17 protein-coding genes are annotated in these 20,272 nt (G+C 69.2%); 6 read left to right on the top strand and 11 right to left on the bottom strand.

From position 1 onward, the window contains the following. Positions 1–4: 4 nt before the first annotated feature. Genes kdpC through ABTX24_RS18990 form a run of 4 tightly spaced genes read right to left on the bottom strand, consistent with a single transcriptional unit; the run spans position 5 to position 4,498 of the window. Positions 5–619: a potassium-transporting ATPase subunit KdpC gene (gene kdpC, locus ABTX24_RS19005; RefSeq protein WP_350841725.1), complete on the bottom strand. Its 615-nt coding sequence runs from the start codon at positions 617–619 to the stop codon at positions 5–7. A 2-nt stretch (positions 620–621) separates the two neighbouring features. Next, positions 622–2,694 (bottom strand): potassium-transporting ATPase subunit KdpB, encoded by a 2,073-nt coding sequence (gene kdpB, locus ABTX24_RS19000; RefSeq protein ID WP_350841723.1) that lies wholly within the window; start codon positions 2,692–2,694, stop codon positions 622–624. Next, the gene (kdpA, locus tag ABTX24_RS18995; protein WP_350841721.1) at positions 2,691–4,355 is read right to left on the bottom strand and encodes a potassium-transporting ATPase subunit KdpA; all 1,665 of its coding nucleotides are present in this window, start codon (positions 4,353–4,355) and stop codon (positions 2,691–2,693) included. The genes kdpB and kdpA overlap by 4 nt, the downstream gene beginning before the upstream one ends. After that, entirely contained in the window at positions 4,352–4,498 is a 147-nt protein-coding gene (locus ABTX24_RS18990; RefSeq protein WP_350841719.1) for a hypothetical protein, read from the bottom strand. Before ABTX24_RS18990 ends, kdpA begins: the two co-directional genes overlap by 4 nt. Before the next feature lie 306 nt (positions 4,499–4,804). Between ABTX24_RS18990 and corA the strand changes: the two genes are divergently transcribed. From corA to ABTX24_RS18970, 4 genes are all read left to right on the top strand, one after another. Next, a complete protein-coding gene (corA, locus tag ABTX24_RS18985) occupies positions 4,805–5,941 on the top strand; it encodes a magnesium/cobalt transporter CorA (protein ID WP_160025151.1) in 1,137 nt (378 codons plus the stop codon). Between the two features lie 11 nt (positions 5,942–5,952). Next, a complete protein-coding gene (locus ABTX24_RS18980) occupies positions 5,953–6,981 on the top strand; it encodes a magnesium transporter CorA family protein (protein WP_350841717.1) in 1,029 nt (342 codons plus the stop codon). Between the two features lie 59 nt (positions 6,982–7,040). After that, positions 7,041–8,000: a DUF389 domain-containing protein gene (locus ABTX24_RS18975; RefSeq protein WP_350841715.1), complete on the top strand. Its 960-nt coding sequence runs from the start codon at positions 7,041–7,043 to the stop codon at positions 7,998–8,000. A gap of 94 nt (positions 8,001–8,094) precedes the next feature. Then, positions 8,095–8,649, top strand: coding sequence for a hypothetical protein (locus tag ABTX24_RS18970; protein WP_350841713.1), 555 nt, complete (start codon positions 8,095–8,097; stop codon positions 8,647–8,649). Positions 8,650–8,655: 6 nt separating this feature from the next. Here ABTX24_RS18970 and ABTX24_RS18965 read toward each other — a convergent pair whose 3' ends face one another. Beyond that, entirely contained in the window at positions 8,656–9,498 is an 843-nt protein-coding gene (locus tag ABTX24_RS18965) for an acyl-CoA thioesterase (RefSeq protein ID WP_350841711.1), read from the bottom strand. 159 nt (positions 9,499–9,657) lie between these two features. Here ABTX24_RS18965 and ABTX24_RS18960 point away from each other — a divergent pair, with 159 nt between their 5' ends. Further along, complete coding sequence (locus ABTX24_RS18960) at positions 9,658–10,872, top strand: acetyl-CoA C-acetyltransferase (protein ID WP_350841709.1); 1,215 nt, start codon at positions 9,658–9,660, stop codon at positions 10,870–10,872. A 55-nt stretch (positions 10,873–10,927) separates the two neighbouring features. Here ABTX24_RS18960 and ABTX24_RS18955 read toward each other — a convergent pair whose 3' ends face one another. Further along, positions 10,928–11,407, bottom strand: a complete 480-nt coding sequence (locus tag ABTX24_RS18955; RefSeq protein WP_160025157.1) for a MarR family winged helix-turn-helix transcriptional regulator — start codon at positions 11,405–11,407, stop codon at positions 10,928–10,930. Positions 11,408–11,659: 252 nt separating this feature from the next. Between ABTX24_RS18955 and ABTX24_RS18950 the strand changes: the two genes are divergently transcribed. Beyond that, on the top strand, positions 11,660–12,955 hold the full coding sequence (locus tag ABTX24_RS18950; RefSeq protein WP_350841707.1) for an MFS transporter: 1,296 nt from the start codon (positions 11,660–11,662) through the stop codon (positions 12,953–12,955). An 81-nt stretch (positions 12,956–13,036) separates the two neighbouring features. On the opposite strand, the gene ettA is transcribed toward ABTX24_RS18950, so the two are convergent. From ettA to ABTX24_RS18925, 5 genes are all read right to left on the bottom strand, one after another. Further along, a complete protein-coding gene (ettA, locus tag ABTX24_RS18945) occupies positions 13,037–14,719 on the bottom strand; it encodes an energy-dependent translational throttle protein EttA (RefSeq protein ID WP_160025159.1) in 1,683 nt (560 codons plus the stop codon). Between the two features lie 81 nt (positions 14,720–14,800). Further along, on the bottom strand, positions 14,801–15,328 hold the full coding sequence (gene ssb, locus ABTX24_RS18940) for a single-stranded DNA-binding protein (protein WP_350841705.1): 528 nt from the start codon (positions 15,326–15,328) through the stop codon (positions 14,801–14,803). Between the two features lie 148 nt (positions 15,329–15,476). Then, a complete protein-coding gene (locus ABTX24_RS18935; RefSeq protein ID WP_350841703.1) occupies positions 15,477–17,129 on the bottom strand; it encodes a YfjP family GTPase in 1,653 nt (550 codons plus the stop codon). A gap of 42 nt (positions 17,130–17,171) precedes the next feature. After that, the gene (locus ABTX24_RS18930; protein ID WP_350841701.1) at positions 17,172–19,034 is read right to left on the bottom strand and encodes a GTPase domain-containing protein; all 1,863 of its coding nucleotides are present in this window, start codon (positions 19,032–19,034) and stop codon (positions 17,172–17,174) included. Next, complete coding sequence (locus ABTX24_RS18925) at positions 19,031–20,197, bottom strand: PrsW family intramembrane metalloprotease (RefSeq protein ID WP_350841699.1); 1,167 nt, start codon at positions 20,195–20,197, stop codon at positions 19,031–19,033. The genes ABTX24_RS18930 and ABTX24_RS18925 overlap by 4 nt, the downstream gene beginning before the upstream one ends. Positions 20,198–20,272 lie beyond the last annotated feature (75 nt).

Raw genomic sequence — 20,272 nt, 5'->3', positions numbered from 1 at the left:
GTCCCTATTCAACCCTCTGCGCACGCACCGCGATGTTGAGCTCGAGCACGTTGACCCGCGGCTCACCGAGGATCCCGAAGGTCCGGCCGTCGGTGTGCTCGGCCACCAGCGCCGTCACCTCCTCCTCCGAGAGCCCGTTGGCGCGGGCCACCCGGGACACCTGGAGGGCTGCGTAAGCCGGTGAGATGTCGGGGTCGATGCCGGATGCGGAGGTGGTGACGGCGTCGGCGGGGACCTGGTCGACCGTGACGCCTTCGCGCGCGGCGATCTCGCGCTGGCGCTCGGTGATCGCCTTGACCAGGTCCGGGTCCTCCGGGCCGAGGTTGGAGCCGTAGGTGGACAGCGTGTCCCAGCCGTCACCGGCCGCGCTGGGACGCGGGTAGAAGAGCCCCTCGTCGTCGTTGCCCTGCCCGATCAGGGCCGAGCCGACCGCCTCGGCGGGGTCGTTGGTGTGCGCGCCGGACTCGGCGACCAGGGAGCCGTCGGCACGCCATCCGAAGGCGGCCTGGGCGACGCCGGTGACGACGAGCGGGTAGACGATCCCGCACAGCAGGGTCGCGGCGATGAGCACGCGGAGCCCGGCGAGGGAGTGACGTAGCAGTGCAAAGAGATCAGACATGTTCACAGTCCTGGGATGAGAGAGATGACGAGGTCGAGCAGCTTGATCCCGACGAACGGCACGATCAGGCCACCGACTCCGTAGAGCAGCAGGTTGCGGCGCAGCAGGGCCGAGGCCGAGGAGGGCCGGTAGCGGACGCCGCGCAGCGCGAGCGGGATCAGCGCGATGATGATCAGCGCGTTGAAGACCACCGCGGAGACGATGGCCGACTCCGGCGAGGAGAGCCGCATGATGTTGAGGACGTCGAGCGCGGGGAAGGTGCCGACGAACATCGCCGGCAGGATCGCGAAGTACTTCGCGACATCGTTGGCCACCGAGAAGGTGGTCAGCGCGCCCCGGGTGATCAGCAACTGCTTGCCGATCTCGACCACGTCGATCAGCTTGGTCGGGTCGGAGTCGAGGTCGACCATGTTGCCGGCCTCCTTGGCCGCGGTCGTCCCGGTGTTCATCGCGACGCCGACGTCGGCCTGCGCGAGCGCGGGCGCGTCGTTGGTGCCGTCACCGCACATCGCGACCATCCTTCCCCCGCGCTGCTCGCGACGGATCAGCGCGAGCTTGTCCTCCGGGGTCGCCTCGGCGAGGACGTCGTCGACGCCCGCCTCCTGGGCGATCGCCGCGGCGGTGGCCGCGTTGTCGCCGGTGATCATGACCGTCTTGATGCCCATCGCGCGCAGCTCGTCGAACCGCTCGCGGATGCCGTCCTTGACGACGTCCTTGAGATGCACGACGCCCAGCACCCGTGCCGGGTCGCTGTTGCGGTGCTCGGCGACGACGAGCGGCGTACCACCGGTCTCGGCGATCTCGGAGACGATCACCCCGGTCTCCGGGGGCACCTGGCCCCCGTGCTCCTCGACCCAGGCCGTCACCGCGGAGGCCGCGCCCTTGCGTACGCTCAGGCCGGGGCTGTCCAGGCCGGACATCCGGGTGGTCGCGGAGAACTCCACCATCGTGGCCTCCGCCGGCCCACCCATGGAACGCCCGACGAGGGTGAGGATGCTCCGACCCTCCGGAGTCTGGTCGGAGAGGCTGGCCAGGACCGCTGCGTTCTCGGCGCCGGTCAGGGTGACCCCGGTGACCGGGATGATCTCGTACGCCTGCCGGTTGCCGTACGTGATCGTGCCGGTCTTGTCGAGCAGGAGCACGTCGACGTCACCGGCCGCCTCGACGGCCCGTCCCGACATCGCCAGGACGTTGCGGCGTACGAGCCGGTCCATGCCGGCGATGCCGATGGCGCTCAGCAGTGCGCCGATGGTGGTCGGGATCAGGCACACCAGCAGCGCGGTGAGGACGAGCCAGGACTGGTGCGCGCCGGAGTAGCCGGCCAGGTAGTAAAGGCTCCAGCAGACGACCACGAAGATCGCGGTCAGGCTGGTCAGGAGCACGTTGAGCGCGATCTCGTTCGGCGTACGCTGCCGCTCCGAGCCCTCGACCAGGGCGATCATCCGGTCCACGAAGGAGTGGCCCGGGTCGGAGGTGATCCGGACGACGATCCGGTCCGAGAGGACCAGGGTGCCGCCCGTGACCGCCGACCGGTCGCCGCCGGACTCGCGGATCACCGGAGCCGACTCGCCGGTCACCGCGCTCTCGTCGACGCTCGCGACTCCGTCGATGACGTCGCCGTCACCGGGGATCCGCTCGCCGGCCTCGACCACGACGACGTCGCCGGCGCGCAGGCTGGTGGAGGCGACGACCTCCTCGGCACCGCCCGGGCCACCATGGAGACGGCGCGCGGAGGTCTCGGTCTGCAGGGCACGCAGGCTGGCCGCCTGAGCCTTGCCGCGGCCCTCGGCGACCGACTCGGCCAGGGCTCCGAAGACGACGGTGAGCCACAGCCAGATCGTGACCAGCCAGCCCATCACCGACGGGTCGAGGACCGACATGACGGTCGTGGCGGCCGCACCGATCTCGACCACGAGCATGACCGGCGTCGCCACCAGCTTGCGGGGATCGAGCTTGCGCAGCGCACCAGGCACCGCTTCGGCGATCTGCTTGGTCGTGAGCACCGACGGTGCCGCCTCGACATGGGTCGGGTGCTCGGTGTCCTCTTCACGGGTACGTACGGGGGTCTGGGTCATGACAGGGACTCCACGATCGGGCCCAGCATGAGAGCCGGGACGAAGGTCAGGCCGACGACGACCAGCGCGACGCCGGTCAGCAGGCCCACGAAGAGCGGGCGGTGGGTGGGCAGGGTGCCGGCGTTGTCCGGCAGCCGGCCGGCGGTCGCGAACCTGCCCGCCAGGGCGAGCACGAAGACCATCGGGACGAACCGGCCGAGCAGCATCAGCATCCCGAGCAGCGTGTTCCAGAACGGGGTGCCCGAGGTGATGCCGGCGAAGGCGGAGCCGTTGTTGTTGGCGGCGCTGGTGACGGCGTACAGCGCCTCGGAGAGGCCGTGCGGGCCGTCGGTCGAGAGGCCGGCCAAGCCTGCCGGAGCGGTCAGCGCGATCGCCGCGCCCACCAGCACCAGGATCGGCGTGGTCAGGATGTAGACCGCGACCAGCACCATCTCGTCGCGGCTGATCTTCTTGCCGAGGTATTCAGGCGTACGTCCCACCATCAGGCCGCACAGGAAGACCGTGACCACGGCGAGCATGAGCATGCCGTAGAGACCGGAGCCGACGCCGCCGGGTGCGATCTCGCCGAGCATCATGCCGAACAGCGCGACACCGCCACCGGGCGCGGTCAGGCTCTCGTGCATGCCGTTGACGGCACCGGTCGAGGTGCCCGTGGTGGCCGCGGCGAAGAGCGCCGTGGCCGCCTCGCCGAAGCGGGTCTCCTTGCCCTCCATCGCGGCTCCCGCGAGCCGGGGAGCGGTGCCGGGACCAGCCATCTCCGCCCAGGTCAGCAGGGTGATGCCGACGGTGAGGAGGGTGCCCATCGTGGCCAGCACCGCGCCGCCTTGGCGCTTGTCCTTGACGATCAGGCCGAAGGCCCTGGCCATCGAGAACGGCAGCACGAGGATCGCCCAGATCTCGAGCAGGTTGGTGAACGGGTTGGGGTTCTCGAAGGGGTGGGCGGAGTTGACGTTGTAGAAGCCGCCGCCGTTGGTGCCGAGCTCCTTGATCGCCTCCTGGCTGGCGACCGGGCCACCGGTCAGGGGCTGGGTGCCGCCGGTCAGCGTGGTCATCTCGTGCACGGAGTGCAGGTTCTGCACCGCCCCGGCCGCGACCAGCACGATCGCGACCACGAACGCCGCCGGCAGCAGGACCCGGACCGTCGTACGCACCAGGTCGACCCAGAAGTTGCCGATCCTCCCCTGGCTGCGGGTGCGGGCGAGCCCGCGCGCGAAAGCCGCTGCCACGGAGAGACCGACCGCGGCGGAGACGAAGTTCTGCACGGCGAGCCCGGCCATCTGGATCAGGTGGCCGGTGGCCGCCTCGCCGGAGTACCACTGCCAGTTGGTGTTGGTCACGAACGAGACCGCGGTGTTCCAGGCACCGTCGCTGGGGAGCGGGTCGAAGCCTCCGTCGAGCGGCAGCAGGTTCTGCAGCCGGCCGAAGGCGAACAGGAACAGGATCCCGGCCAGCGAGAAGCCCAGCGCCGACATCGCGTACGAGCGCCAGTGCTGGTCGGCGTCGGCGTCGACCTTGAGCGCACGGTAGGCCACCGTCTCGGCACGCAGGTGCTTCGAGCTGGTGTAGATGTGGGCGAGGTAGCGCCCGAGGAGAGGAACCGCGAGGGCCAGCGCCGCGATCAGGACGACGATCTGCAGGACGGCGGCGGCGACGGGACTCATCGGCTCACCACCCGCGGCTCGGCCTCGGTGGGGGCGGTGTCGGTGTCGGAGGGCTGGCCCAACCGCCGGTCGATGACTCCGACCAGCGCGGCGAGCCCTGCGAAGGACACCAGCGTGATGAGGATGTAGACGAGATCTAGCACGGCTCCATTGCAGCCCCGCCCGAGGCCGTAGAGGGCCGGCCTTGACGGTTCCCTGACGGGGTACGCCTCGCGATTGACGCATCCTTGACCGGGGGCGCCTACCATGTCCCCGTGCGGACGTGGCTCCGCGCTGATGAACAGGCAGTCGGTTGCTACCGCGAGCGAGAAGAGGAGGTGGCTGAGATGGACGGCCAACCTCCGAGTACCACCTCGCCCTGACCGGTCCGGCCCACCTGGAGTGCGCGCCGGGCTGGTGCGTCGCGTTCCCGCGTCGCGATCCCCGCTCGCATCATTCCGGAGGCCATCATGTCCGAGCACCCGTTCCTGCGCCCGTTCACCAAGCAGCGCCGTTCCGACCCGCCCACGATCCCGCCGCTGCATGGCGGAGGCGGTCGGCCGACGACGCCGGTGCCGGCGGCGCGCGGCAGCATGATCGACAGCGCCGTCTACGTCGGCGGCGACCGGGTCGACTCGCCTTCGACCCTGGCCGAGACGTACCGCTCGCTGCGCGACCACGACGACGCGATGGCCTGGATCGGTCTCTACCAGCCCAACCAGCACGAGCTGGCCTCGCTGGCCGAGGAGTTCGGCCTGCACGAGCTCGCCGTCGAGGATGCCATCCTGGCTCACCAGCGACCGAAGATCGAGCGCTACGACGAGACGCTGTTCGTGGTGCTGCGGGCAGCCTGGTACGTCGACGAGACCGAGAACATCGACTTCGGCGAGCTGCACCTCTTCGTCGGTCCCGACTTCGTCCTCACCGTCCGCCACGGCGCCCAGCCCGACCTGTCCCCGGTGCGGCGCCGGATGGAGAGCAACCCCGATCTGCTCAGGCTCGGCCCGGAGGCGGTGCTGTACGCCATCCTCGACCGCGTCGTCGACGGCTACGCGCCGGTGGTCGCCGGACTCGCCAACGACATCGACGAGATCGAGACCGAGATGTTCCGCGGTGACACTCAGGTGTCCCGTCGTATCTACGAGCTCTCCCGCGAGGTGGTCGAGTTCCAGCGGGCGACCCGGCCGCTGCTGAACGTGGTCCGCTCCCTCTCTGCTGGATTCGAGAAGTACCGCACCGACGAGGAGCTCCAGCGCTACCTGCGCGACGTCGAGGACCACGTGATCGGGACCGTCGAGCAGATCGACGAGTTCCGCAACCTGCTGCGCGACATCCTGACCGTCAACGCCACCCTGGTCGCCCAGCAGCAGAACGAGGAGATGAAGGCGCTCAGCGAGCTCAGTGTGCAGCAGAACGACGAGGTCAAGAAGATCTCCGGCTGGGCGGCGATCCTGTTCGCTCCCACACTGGTCGGCACGGTCTACGGGATGAACTTCGACTTCATGCCCGAGCTGCAGTGGCGCTACGGCTACTTCATGGCGCTCGGGCTGATGCTGACCGTCAACGTGGTGCTCTATATCCTGTTCCGCCGTCGCAACTGGATCTGAGAGGCCCCCACATGACGGTCTACGCACTACGTCCGACCGGACTCACCGAGCACGACCTCGACGAGGTCACCGAGCTGCTCGACGAACCCGACACCGTGGTGTGGATCGACCTTCCTCAGTGCGACGCGGCCATGTCCGAGCAGCTCAGCCGTTGGTTCCCGTTCCACTCCCTCGCCTTGAGCGACTGCGTGGCCCGCAACCACATCTCGAAGTTCCACTTCTACGACGACCACGTCTTCACGGTGCTGCACGCCCCGAAGCTCGGCAGCGGCGGACACGTGCACTATGTCGAGCTCGACCAGTTCATCGGCCCGAACTACCTGGTGACCGTGCACGGTCCGCTCAACCCGGTGGTCGACCCCGAGGTGGCGCACATCGACACCGACGGCGTGCGGCAGCGGATCCTGAAGGGCGACATCCATCCCCGTACGTCCTGGGACCTGTCCCACTCCATCGTCTCCTCGATGGTGCGCCGCGAGACCCAGCTGGTGGCCGACCTCGCCCGGGAGTCCGGCCGGATCGAGCAGCAGGTCACCGACGACGACCGTGACGACGATCCACAGACGCTGCTGGAGGAGCTGTTCCAGGTCGGGCACGCACTGCTGGCCGTACGCACCATCGCCACCCACAGCGCGGAGACCTACCGAGCCGTGGCGCGGCGTGGGAACGGACCGGTCGCGGGCCTGGCGGTGCGCGCAGCGGAGATCGCCGACCGGTTCGAGATGGTGCGCACCATGGCCGACGGGCAGGGCGACTTCGTCCGCGGGGTGATCGACTTCTACCAGGCCCGCACCAGCACCCACCTGGCCCTGGCCACCGAGGAGCTGGCCGCCACCTCGGTGCGACAGAACGACGACATGCGCCGGATCTCGGCCTGGGTCGCGATCGTCGCCGCACCGACCCTGATCACCGGCTTCTTCGGGCAGAACGTGCCCTACCCCGGGTCCGGCGAGACCGCTGGCTTCATCGCCTCGACCATCGCCATCATCGTCACCGCGGTGGTCCTGCACAGGGCGTTCAAGGCCAAGCACTGGCTCTGACCCGAGGCCCGGGCGACGGGTGCGGCCACACGGCGATCCGGTAGGCGACAATGTGCGCCATGCTGCAACTGCGGATCACCTCCCCGGCACACCTGACGTCTCAGGTCATCGACGTGCTCACCGCAGACCCGGCGGTCAGCGAGCTCTCCTCGCTGCCCGGCGCATCGCTGCGTCCTGAGGGCGACGTGGTGATGGCCGGGGTGGCGCGGGAGGCCGCCAACGACGTCATCGACCGGCTCCGTGACCTGGACGTGCACAAGGAGGGCAGCATCCACGTCGACTCGGCCAAGGCGTGGCTCTCGGAGAGTGCACTGAGGGCCGCCGACCTGGCTCCGGGCAGCAGCGCGGACAGCGTGGTGTGGGCCGACGTCACCCAGCAGGCCTACGACGACACCGAGGCCAACTGGACCTTCATGAGCCTGATGACCCTGGCGACGCTGCTAGCCGGGATCGCGATCGTCCTCGACTCCCAGATCCTGGTGATCGGGGCGATGGTGATCGGCCCCGAGTTCGGCGCCATCGCGGCGCTGGGAGTCGCCCTGGTCCGGCACCGCTATCACCTCCTCGGCCGCTCGCTGGGCACTCTCGCCCTCGGATTCCTGGTCGGTATCGCGGTCACCACGGTGGCCGCGCTCATCGGCCGCGCTCTCGGCTGGATCGATCTCGAGGACGTGCTCGCCGACCGGCCGGGGACCGGCTTCATCTACACCCCGGACAAGTGGTCGTTCATCGTGGCGCTGATCGCGGCGTCGGCAGGCGTGCTCGCCCTCACCTCGGCCCGGGTCGGCGGCCTCTCCGGGGTCTTCATCTCGGTGACCACCATCCCGGCAGCCGCCAACATCGCCCTGGGTCTCGCCTTCGGCGTGGGCCACGAGATCCGGGGCAGCGTGCTGCAGCTGCTCCTCAACATCACCGGGATGGCGCTCGCCGGCTGGGCGACGCTCGGCATCCAGCAGGTGGTGTGGAAACGGATCTCCGAGCGACGCGCCCGGTTCGTCCGGAGGGTCAGGAAACGCTGACAAAGGTCCCGCTTCTCGACATCTGACGCAAGCACTGGGAGGCTACTGGACTCAAGCAGAACATTTAGTTGACCAGAGCGCTCTCGGAGGACGCATGCGGGCAATTCAGCGGGCTATCGTCGGAGTCGGGCTTGCAGTCGTCGCCCTCGTCGCGATGGCACTGCTCATCGGAGGGATACGGTCGATCGGACCGGACCAGGCGACCCAGCCCGCGCAGCAGGCGACCGGTCAGCAGACTCCGCTCGCCGATGACCCGACCGGCCCGCCCGAGCCCATCGACGCCGCCGAGGACACCTCGGTCGGCACGCTGCCCCCTCCTCCCGACGCCGCCACCCAGCTCGCCTCCCGCGACCTGCTCGCGCCGCCCGACTCGGCACAGAAAGCGAAGCAGCCCACCGAGGGCAGGACACTGAGCGCCCGGAAGACGCGCGGCGGCGAGAAGTCGGACGAGACCTCAGGTCAGGTCCCGGCCATGCCCGGGCAGGACTTCACCGCGACCCAGGACGCCTGGGACTGGAGTCAGTGGGACGCAGATGGCTGGTACGGCGACCGCGACAGCGACGACGGCGACGACTGCCGGCGCGAGCAGCACTATGAGCACCGCTACGACCGCCGCGACGACTGCGACGATGACGACCGGCGCGACTGAGGCGAACTAGAGCACGCTCTCGACGGCCGCACGCACCTCCGGGCTGGGCTCGACGGCCTTCCCGGACTCGAGGTCGTAGAAGACCAGCGTGACCTGCCCGCGGGCGAGCCGAAGGTCTCCGTCGGCGATCTCGGACTCGATCGTCATCGACTTGGTGCCCAGCCGGGAGACGTAGCTCCACACGTCGTACGGCTCCGAGCGAGCCAGGACCGGAGCGTGGTAGGTGACGTCGGTCTGCGCGACCACGACGGACGGCCAGCCTTCGATGCCGTGCTGCGACCTGAGCCGCATCATCAGCGCCAGTCGCGACTCCTGGAAGTACTCGAAGTACTTCACGTTGTTCACGTGCCCGTAGGCGTCGACGTCGGAGAACCGGACGTAGAGCGGGAAGCGCCCGTCCTCGAGCCGCTTCGGCTCACCCAGGGCGAGCGGCTTCGGCGACCACTCCTCCGGATAGGTCTCGAGGTACGGCTGGAGATTGGCCTTCTCCTCCGGCTTGAGCCGGCGCGGCGACTCGGTGGCGAAGACGTACGGAGCCAGGACCGTGCTCGCCCGCAGGAAGATCTTGCGGGTGCCGTCGGGCTGGTCGCGGAAGATCTCGTAGGCCATCGTGAAGCTGGCCGCCCGGATGTCGGTCACCCACGACTCGACGTAGACCGGCTTGAAGTCGAAGAGCAGCGGGGCGACGTACGTGACCTGGTGGCTGGCCACCACGACTCCCTCGGCCAGGCCCTGGGTCTGCGGGCTCCGGGCGTGCGTGCGCAGCATGTCCACGCGCGCCTCTTGGAGGTAGTCGACGTAGACGACGTTGTTGACGTGGCCGAGCATGTCGAGGTCGGCCCAACGCATGGGGCATTCGTAGAGGTGGCGCACGTGGCCGATCCTTCCAGATCCCTGTATCGAGCTTGTCGAGATGATCTTGGGCACTGGGCCTGGCGACCAGACGCTGTCCGGGCGAGTATGGTGTCGACCACAGTTCTACCTACTCATCAGTAACCGGGAGTCTTCATGCCTGAGGCAGTCATCGTCGCCGCCGCCCGCACCCCGATCGGGCGAGCCAACAAGGGATCTCTGAAGGACTTCCGTCCCGACGACCTCGCGGCGCTCATCACCAAGGAAGCCGTCGGTAAGGTCGAGGGTCTCGACCCCAACGACATCGACGACCTGCTGCTCGGCTGTGGTCTGCCGGGCGGCGAGTCGGGCAACAACATGGGCCGTGTGGTCTCCGTGCTGAACGGCTGGGACAAGGTGCCCGGCGCGACCATCACCCGCTACTGCTCCTCCTCGGTGCAGACCTCGCGGATGGCGCTGCACGCGATCAAGGCCGGCGAGGCCGACATCATCGTCTCGGCCGGTGTCGAGACCGTGTCCCGCTTCTTCAAGGGCACCTCGGACCACCTGCCCGACACCGTCAACCACCTCTTCGACGACGCGCAATCGCGGACCACCGCCACCGCCACGTCCAACGAGAAGTGGCACGACCCGCGCGAGGACGGCCTGCTGCCGGACGTCTACATCGCGATGGGCCAGACCGCCGAGAACCTCGCCACCTCGCGCGGCATCTCGCGCCACGAGATGGACGAGTTCGGCGTACGCTCCCAGAACCTCGCCGAGAAGGCGATCGCCGACGGCTTCTGGGCCCGCGAGATCACCCCGGTCACGACCCCCGACGGCACCGTCGTCTCGGCCGACGACGGCCCCCGCGCGGGCGTGACCCTGGAGGCCATCTCCGGCCTCAAGCCGGTCTTCCGCGAGGACGGCACCGTCACCGCCGGCAACTGCTGCGCGCTCAACGACGGCGCCGCCGCCGTCGTGGTCATGTCCGACACCAAGGCCGCCGAGCTCGGCGTCACGCCGCTGGCCCGGATCGTGTCCACCGGCGTCTCCGGCCTCTCCCCCGAGATCATGGGCCTCGGCCCGGTCGAGGCGACCCGCAACGCGCTGAAGTACGCCGGCATGTCGATCGGCGACATCGACCTGGTCGAGATCAACGAGGCCTTCGCGGCCCAGGTGATCCCGTCCTACCAGGACCTCGGCATCGACATCGACCGCCTCAACATCAACGGCGGCGCCATCGCCGTCGGTCACCCCTTCGGCATGACCGGCGCGCGCCTGCAGAACACCATGCTCAACAGCCTCGACTGGCACGACAAGACCACCGGTCTGATCACCATGTGCGTCGGCGGCGGCCAGGGCATGGCGATGATCCTCGAGCGCATCTGACACCCACCCCTCGACTCGGCGCGTCTGCCCCAGGCAGGCGCGCCGAGTCGGCGTTTCAGCGCATCTCGATGCCGGGTCGGTCGCTGATGAGGTGGTCGGAGACGGCGTTCATCACGCGTCCCAGAGCCGCGAAGTCTTCCTCGCTGACCAGGTCGATGAGGTACTCGCGTACGCCGGTGACGTGAACGTGGGCCGCTTCCCGCAGCAGCTCGAAGCCGCGTTCGCTGAGGTTGGCGACGACACCGCGACCGTCCTCGGCGGAGTTGCGGCGTTCGACCAGCCCGGCACGCTCCATCCGGGTGATCGTGTGCGTGACCCGGGAGCGCGAGTGGGCCAGGGAGTCGGCGAGCTGAGCCATCCGCATGGCGCCGTCGTTCTCGGAGAGGCGTACGAGGATCTCGTACTCCGGGAGCGAGATGTCGAAGCGGGTGCGTAGGTCGGCGTCCAGGCGGTCATCGAGCAGGGTCATCCCCATCATCAGCGCACGCCAGGAGCGCTGTTGCTCTTCGTCCAGCCACCGAGTCTCATCACCCACGGGGCATTACGTTAGCCCTCTCTACAGGCTGTTCCATGCACTGGCACCCCTTAACGGCGAGGAAGTTGTCACCGAAGGTTCGATCCGAACCCGGGACGAGAGCCCTGAAACAGCCGGGACCAACGGCAGAATGAGGCGGGACCTAAGCCCGGCAATGAGACCGGCGAGGAGACCGGTGATGAGGCCAGACCGAGGCATCGCAGGCCGCAGAAACAATTCGCCACGGCTCCAGGTAAAGGCGAGAATTGTTCGGTGTCGACTCCCCCTGCTCTCGGTCTCCGTGACTTCATAGCCGCACTTCCACGCGAGGGCCGCTGGCTCCTGTCGACGGTTGCGATCCAGCTCCTCGGTCGCGGCATGACGCTGCCGTTCACGATCATCTACCTGCATGAGGTACGCGGCTTCGACCTCGGTCTCTCCGGCACCCTGATGGGCCTGATCGCCATCGCCGGCTTCATCGTCACCGGCCCGGCGGGCAGCCTGATCGACAAGTACGGAGCCCGTCCGGTCATCCTCGGCGGCCTGGTCTGCGCGATCGCCGGTGACGTCATGCTCGCCTTCGCCACGACGCCGGTGCTCGCCGCGGCGGCGCTGTGCCTTCTGGGCGTCCAGGCCGGGGTGTCCTGGCCGGCAGCCAACGCCCTGGTCGCCACCGTGGTCGAAGGTGAGCTCCGGCAGCGCTACTACGGGGTGAACTTCGCGCTGATCAACCTCGGTATCGGCGTCGGCGGCATCATCGGTGGTCTCTTCATCGACGTGAGCCGGCCCGAGACGTTCACCTACGCCTTCCTCGCCAACGCCGCCACCTTCACGATCCCGGCTCTGGTCCTGCTCGGCCCGCTGCGTCATCTGCACGGCCGCGCCGCGCGACCTGCCGCCGACCAGCCCGACGCGACCGCGTCGTACGCCACGATCCTGCGCCGTCCCGAGGTCATCTGGCTGGTGGTGATCGGGGTGCTGCTCTCGACCCTGGGCTATGGCCAGATCGAGAGCGGGTTCCCGGCCTACTCGCGTCAGATCGCCGAGGTCTCCACCCGCGTCATCGGGTTCGCGTTCGTGGTGAACTGCGCGGTGATCGTGCTCGCCCAGTTCTGGGTGATGAACCGGGTCAGCGGCCGGCGGCGCACTCGAGTGCTCGTCGCCACCGCTGCGATCTGGGGCCTGGCCTGGGTGGTGTTCGGGGCGACCGGCTTGGTCCCCGGCTCCGTCGCGGCCATCGTCGGCGTGGTCGCCTTCCAGGGGATCTTCTTCGCCCTCGGCGAGACGCTGATGCAGTCGGCCTACCCCGCCCTGACCAACGACATGGCCCCCGACCATCTCCGCGGGCGCTACAACGCGATCAACTCCGCCTCGTTCCAGACCGGGGCGATCATCGGCCCGATCCTCGCCGGCTTCCTGCTCGAGCACGGCCAGTCGACGGCATTCATCGCGCTGATGGTGGTCGGCTGTGTCTTCATCGTCGCTGCCTCGATGCGCCTGGAGCGCCGGATCACCCCCGCCGTGAACGGCGTACGCCCGGCAACGACCCACGAGCCCGCACCCCTGTGACAAACGCGCCGAGTCGGCTCGTTGTGACGAGCCGACTCGGCGATGGTTCTGGTCAGAACGCGCCGACTCGGCGCGGGTTGGTCAGTCGCGGGTGAGGCGACGGTGGGTGACGCGGTGGGGGCGGGCGGCCTCCTGGCCGAGGCGCTCGATCTTGTTGGCCTCGTAGGACTCGAAGTTGCCCTCGAACCAGAACCACTCGCCCTCCTTCTCCTCGGTGCCCTCCCAGGCGAGGATGTGGGTGGCGATGCGGTCGAGGAACCACCGGTCGTGGGAGGTGACCACGGCGCAGCCGGGGAAGTCGAGCAGCGCGTCCTCGAGCGAGGAGAGGGTCTCGACGTCCAGGTCGTTGGTCGGCTCGTCGAGCAGCAGCATGTTGCCGCCCTGCTTCAGGGTGAGCGCGAGGTTGAGGCGGTTGCGCTCACCGCCGGAGAGCACGCCGGCCTTCTTCTGCTGGTCGGGACCCTTGAAGCCGAAGGAGGCGACGTAGGCCCGCGAGTTCATCTCGAAGTTGGCGACCTTGATGAAGTCCAGGCCGTCGGAGACGACCTCCCAGACGTTCTTGTTGGGGTCGATGCCGCCGCGGCTCTGGTCGACGTAGGAGATCTTCACCGTCTGGCCGACATTGAGCTCACCCGCGTCGGGCTTCTCCGAGCCGGTGATCATCCGGAACAGCGTGGTCTTGCCGACACCGTTGGGGCCGACGATGCCGACGATGCCCGCGCGCGGGAGCGAGAACGAGATGTCGTCCCACAGCGTGCGGCCCTCGAAGCCCTTGACCAGGCCCTTGGCCTCCATCACCACGTCGCCCAGGCGCGGGCCCGGCGGGATGTTGATGTCGGCGGTGTCGATCTTGCGGGCCTTGTCGGCCTCCGCGGCGAGCTCCTCGTAGCGGGCCAGACGCGACTTCGACTTGGTCTGGCGGGCCTTGGCGTTGGAGCGGACCCACTCCAGCTCCTTCTCGAGCATCCGGGCGCGCTTGGCGTCCTTGAGGCCCTCGACCTTGAGACGGTCCTTCTTGGTCTCCAGGTAGGTGGAGTAGTTGCCCTCGTAGCCGTGGATCGAGCCGCGGTCGACCTCGGCGATCCACTCGGCGACGTTGTCGAGGAAGTAACGGTCGTGGGTGACCGCCAGGACGGCGCCCTTGTAGCTCTTCAGGTGACCTTCCAGCCACTGCACCGACTCGGCGTCGAGGTGGTTGGTGGGCTCGTCGAGGAGCAGCAGGTCGGGCTCCTGCAGGAGCAGCTTGCACAGCGCGACGCGGCGGCGCTCACCACCGGAGAGGTTGTCGACGAGCGCGTCGCCCGGAGGGCAGCGCAGCGCGTCCATCGCCTGCTCCAGCTTGGAGTCGATGTCCCAGGCGTTGATGTTGTCCAGGAAGGTCTGGAGCTCACCGGTCTCGGCCATCAGGGCGTCCTGGTCGGCGTCGGGGTCGCCCATCTCCATGTAGGCGTCCTCGAGGCGCTTCATCTTCGACTTGATCTCGCCGACCGCCTCCTCGACGTTCTCGAGGACGGTCTTGCCCTCGGTCAGCGGCGGCTCCTGCTGGAGCATCCCGACGGTCGCGTCCTGGTCCCGGACGATGTCGCCGTTGTTCGGGTGGTCCAGCCCCGCCATCAGCTTGAGCAGCGAGGACTTACCCATGCCGTTCGGGCCGACGACGCCGATCTTGGCACCGTGCAGGAACGAGAGGGTGACGTTGTCGAGGACGACCTTGTCGCCGTGGGCCTTGCGCACATTGCGCAGGGAGAGGATGTAGTCGGCCATGGTGCCCACCCTAATGAGGGAGAGGCACGCCGGTACAACCGGCGCACCCTGCCACCGGGCCGTGCGACCGCCCGGCTCACCTCAGGCTGCCACAGACGCCTCCGTCTCATCAGTCGCCTCGCCATCGTCCGTTGTCGCCGGCTGCTGGTCCCACGGGTCCGCACCCGGCGCCCGCCAGTCGGAGAGCGGGTCGCGCTCGGGGTCGTCGTCGCGGGGTCCGGGGGCCGGAGCGGCGACCGCGGCCAGCGAGCGCGGATTGCGCGAGATGCTGGACATGCCACGGTTGAGGTCGTGGCCGACGACGGTCGCCTCGACCTCGAAGGTGTTGACCTCGAGCCCGTCCTTGTTGACGTAGCTGCGGGCGGACAGCCGTCCCTGGACGACCACGGGGTCGCCCTTGCGCAGCGAGCGCCCGACGTTCTCCCCCAGCTGACGCCAGGCACTCACCGAGAACCATTGCGTCACGCCGTCGCTCCACTCTCCGGTGGACCGGTTGAACTTCCGCGGCGTGCATGCCATCCGGAAGTTCGCGACCGAGACCTCACCGACGTTCCGCACGACGGGGTCGGCGCCGACGTTGCCGCGCAGGGTGATGATCGAGTCGTTCATCGTTGTCTCCTCGTGTTCGCGCCCGCCTGATGCGGGCCTCGGAGACAACCCTGCGCTCGACCACCGACAGTTCCGGGCGGCGTACGTCTGCCTGTGGACAACCCCGGATCGAACCGTGCCTGTGGACAGTGATCGGTCCGCAGACCGGTCAGCGCAGCGCCTTCGCCACCCCGTGACGAAGGGCGGTGTAGGCCGCCAGCTCGGTCTCGATCGGGTCGACGACGAGCTCACGGGACACGTCGGCGACCGCCGTACGCAGCCGCGCATCGGCCGCCCGCGCCCGACGTCGAGCGGTGCTGATCACCAGCACATGACACACGGCCCACAGCACCAGCCCGAGCCCGACGCCCCCGATGACGAGGACGTACGGCAGCTCGACCCCGGCGACAGAGGGCGTCGCGTCGCCGATCTGAGCGGCTCCGGAGAGAAGCAGCGCCACTGACCACACCAGCCCGACGGTGGCGAGGATGATGAGGAGCCACTGGAGCGCCTTGACCAGCCCGGTCCACAGCGGCAGCCGCTCGGCGTTCAGGTCGACTCCGCCGACCGAGGCGTCGAGCCTGTCGGCGAGGTCGTCCATCCGGGATACCGATGCCCGCCGGATCGCGTCGCGCCACGGCGAGGCGAGTCCGGCGCCGGCCTCGTCGGCCAGCTGACGCACCTCGGTGTCGACCCGCGCGCGCTCGACGGCGGTGGTCTGCGGCAGCGAGGTCCGGGCGCGCCCGGCCAGCTGGGTCGCCTCCTCGCCCAGCGCCAGGTGAAGCCGCTTCAACGGGTCCGGCTTCAGCCGGGAGACCCAGGAGACCAGCGGCCAGCCCGTGGCCGCACTCGCCCGGGTGCGTACGGATCGCTCGACCGCGTCCACCACGGTCGGCACCCCGGCGGCCTCGGAGATGGCGTCCTCGAGAGCCTCCACCCGGGGCTTGGCCAGGGAACGCGGCTTGGCGTCACCGGATGCCTTGGCGAGCTTCACGGCCGCGGTCTTGATGTCGGCGGAGAGCCGGGATTTGTTGGCCCGCTTCGCCGCGGCCCGCTGGGCGATCTCGGTCTTGAGCTGCGGGATCCCCCAGCCGAGCTTGGCCGAGACCGGGATCACCGGCACATTGCGCAGCCCGTCCTGGTCGAGCAGGCGGCGTACGTCACCCAGCATCGCCTCACGACGGTCCTCGGGAACGCGGTCGATGTGGTTGAGCACCACGACCATGATCTCGGAGTGGGTCCGGAGCGGCTGCAGATAGCGGTCGTGGATGGCCGCATCGGCGTACTTCTGCGGGTCGAGCACCCACACCAGCATGTCGGCGAGCTCGACCAGCCGGTCGACCTCGAGATGGTGCGAGACCTCGGTGGAGTCGTGGTCGGGCAGGTCGAGCAGCACCACGCCGTCGAGCTCGTGCCCCTCACGGCGGGTGTCGAGCATCGAGTCGCGGGTGGTCTGGTGACGCTCGGGGATGCCCAGCCACTCGAGGAGCTCCTGAGCGCCCTCCGAACCCCACACGCAGGCGGTGGCCCACGAGGTGGTCGGCCGCCGGACACCGACGGCGGAGAGCTCCAGCCCGGTCAGGGCGTTGAACGTGGACGACTTGCCCGACCCGGTCGCCCCCGCGACCCCGACGACCGTGTGGTCGGCGGAGAGCTTGAGGCGTCCCTGAGCCTTGTTGACCACGGCGCGCGCGTCCTCGACGAGTCCGTCGTCGAGACGCCCCGTCGCCGCCACGGTCGCAGCCGTCAGTCCGTCCAGCCGATCACCGAGGTCTCCGCCTCGGCTGACCAGGTTCTTTGCACCTTCGAGCAGACCGCTCAAGGATCCCCCTTCCCTTCCTGAAAAAGCTCAGTCTGACAAGTCTCAGTCATCGCCGCGCTGGCTGGCGAAACGGGCGTCGCCGACCTTCCGCGCAGCGTGCCGCAGTCGCTCCGGTGCACCATGGTCGATCTGCAGCGCGTCGACCTGACCCGTGTAGCGCGCACGCTCCTCGTCGACGAGGCCCACGATGCGTACCTCCAGCGCCTTGCGCGCACGGGACGCGAGCCCGCGCACGGCCTGGTCGCCGAAGACCGCCTCCAGGAGCTTCTGGCCGAGCAGGAGGGTGCCGCCGGCGATGCCCACCTCGGCACCGACGAGCGCCCCGCCGGTGGAGGCGAAGACGACCACCATCAGCGCGACCCCGAGGCCGTTGACCCCGTAGGAGAGGAACTTCGCGGTCGTACGTTTGTCCTGACCCTCGCTGCGCACCATGTCGAGCACGTCCTGCTGCCAGTCGCGCACCGCACGCTCGGCCTTGGGCCGCAGCGCACGGGAGGCTCGGCCGAGGTCGGCGGGGCCGGTGGCGAGCAGCCCGCGGCCCGCGGGACTCATCTGCCAGGCCGCCTCGGCCCTCTCGGCAGCCGCCTCGCACTGCTCCAGGATCAGCATCTCCAGACCGCCCTGTACGGCAGCGGTCACCCGCTCGGCCTGCTGCGGCTTGCCCTTGATCGAGCCGAGGATCTTGTCGCGAAGCATCCCCACCTTCGTCTCGAGCGCCTTGAGGATCTCGCCGCTGCCGACGAACTCCTGCCAGCGCGCGAGCACCTCGCCACGCAGCAGCGTCCCGTCGGCGGTCGCCGCCATGATGGACCTGAGCGCCTCGTCGTAGGCCATGTCCGCATCGGTACGCAGCCGCTGCGCGGCCTCTCCCTGACCGTCCGCGGTGTCGGCGATCGGGTGGACCTCCAGGGTCAGCGCCCGCACCGCACCGTCGAGGGTCTGGGTGACGACCTGGTGTCGCGCGGTGGCGTCGTCGGCGAGCATGTCGAGCCAGGCGCGTACCTCGGCGACGTGCTCGGCGGGCAGCAGCCCCTGCTCGGAGACCTCGCCCTCGTGGACGATGAAGAGCGGTGAGTCCTTGAGCCCGCGCGAGGCGAGCATCCGCGCCAGGTGGCCGGCGACGGTCTGGACGGCCTCGGTCGGAGTGCGGTCGAGCACCACGGCCACCGCGGTGGAGCGGTTGGCGGCGAGCTGGAGGAACTCCCAGGGCACCTGGTCGGCGTAGCGTGCGGCCGAGGTGACGAAGATCCACAGGTCGGCCGCGGCGAGCAGCTCGGCCGCGAGCACCCGGTTGGCCTCCTCGACCGAGTCGACGTCAGGCGCGTCCAGGATCGCCAGCCCGGGGTGCAGCCGGTCGCTGGCGACCAGCTGCAGCGCACCGGGGTCGTTGGTCGGGTGGTTGACCCGCTCCAGCTCGGGAAGCAGGCGGTCCTGGCCGAACCAGCGGCCGTCCTCGGGGTGGTGCACCAGCACCGGCGAGCGGGTCGTCGGCCGCAGCAGCCCCGGCGTGGTCACCTTGGTGCCGACCAGCGAGTTGACCAGCGTCGACTTGCCGGCGCCCGTGGAGCCGCCGACGACCGCGAGGAGCGGCGCGTCGATGGTCATCATCCGCGGGATGACGTAGTCCTCGAGCTGCTCGACCATGTTCTGCCTGGCGGCCCGCTGCTCGTCGGCGCCGGGCAGGTCCAGCGGCAGGGTCACCTCGGTCAGCGCGCGGTGGAGCTGGATGAGCGAGGTCACCATCCGGTTGCCCTCGCCGCCGGACGCCTCGATCTCGGCCCGGGCGGCCTCGAACTCGGTGGTCGGCTTCTCCGCGAGCATCCCCGCGGTCAGCGCCTCGTAGGCAGCAGGCGGGGTCTCCGGAGCCGCCTCCGGAGCGTCGTCGTCTCTGTGTTCTTCGTTCATCCGGTCATCACCTGCCCGCTCGGGAACGCGATGTGTGGACGTACCTCACTGATGCGGTCAACGTATGCCCTCCCCCGGGCGGCGAAGTCTGGCGGCGGGTTGCCGCGCAGGAATCGCCAGTGCAAGTATCCGAGCTCGATGGCAGCCTGCTGGTATTCACGCATGGCCGCAACCCCCTGAGCCCCTCCATGAGTCGACGCGAACCTCCGCGCCTGCTCCCGGCGCCGCAGATCGACCACCCAGCCGATGTCGGTGTAGGGAATCAGCCCCCGTTGGGCGGCGTCGGTCAGCGACCGGGTCAGCACGATGCGCTCGGACTTTCGCCGCCACACCGCGAAGACCACCATCGAGACGAACGCGGGCACCATCACCACGACGTACGCCAGCAGGAACCCGGCCCCGTCATAGAGCAGTGTCGAGCCGTTCCAGGTGCCGTGGGCGAGCACCGCGATGGCGTAGCCCAGCAGCGGCGCCACGATCTTCAGCCAACGCTTGCGCGTGACCACCGCGATGCCGATACCGATGCCGGTGAAGGCGGTGAAGAGCGGGTGCGCGAAGGGGCTGAACAGGCAGCGCATCACGAAGACGGCGGTGAACTCACCGATGTGTCCCGTGGAGCTGTCGCCCATGCCGGGCGTGCCGTTGTAGGTGCCGCCCAGGTAGAGGATGTTCTCGGTGAAGGCGAAGCCGATGCCGACCATGCCGGCGTAGACGATCCCGTCGAGCACCCCGTCGAGGAGGTGGCGACGCCAGACCAGCAGCACGAAGAGGAACAGCCCCTTGGCCGCCTCCTCGGTGACCGGAGCCACGATCGCGAGCTGGGTCGGCTCGCTCCACCCGGCGAGCAGCGCCCCGACGCTCTGCACGATCAGCGCGGCCGCGACCGCGACGAAGGCGCCCCACCCCAGGCCGAGCGCGAGCAGCGACTTCGGCTCGGGTTCGTAGCGGTCCAGCCACAGGAAGGCGTAGACCAGCGGCACCACCGGGATGGCCGCGAAGAGCACTCCCAGGATCGCGCCGGTCGGGGCAAGATGGTCGTTGACGACGCTGGTGCTGAGCAGAACGATGCCGAGCACCGGCAAAGAGGTCAGCACGACAAGCACGCCCACCACGATGGTGAACGTGCGGTTGCTTCTCGTCGGATCCTTCGGGATCGCCCCCATGCGCGCCAGACTATCGGGCGGCCGGACCGCACGTGCGACCAGACACCGATCGAGACGTCCTCGCCACCCGCGTGG

The organism is Nocardioides sp. NPDC127514, from assembly GCF_040302125.1.
Taxonomy (GTDB): domain Bacteria; phylum Actinomycetota; class Actinomycetes; order Propionibacteriales; family Nocardioidaceae; genus Nocardioides.
This window is presented reverse-complemented; position numbering and strand designations above follow the sequence as displayed.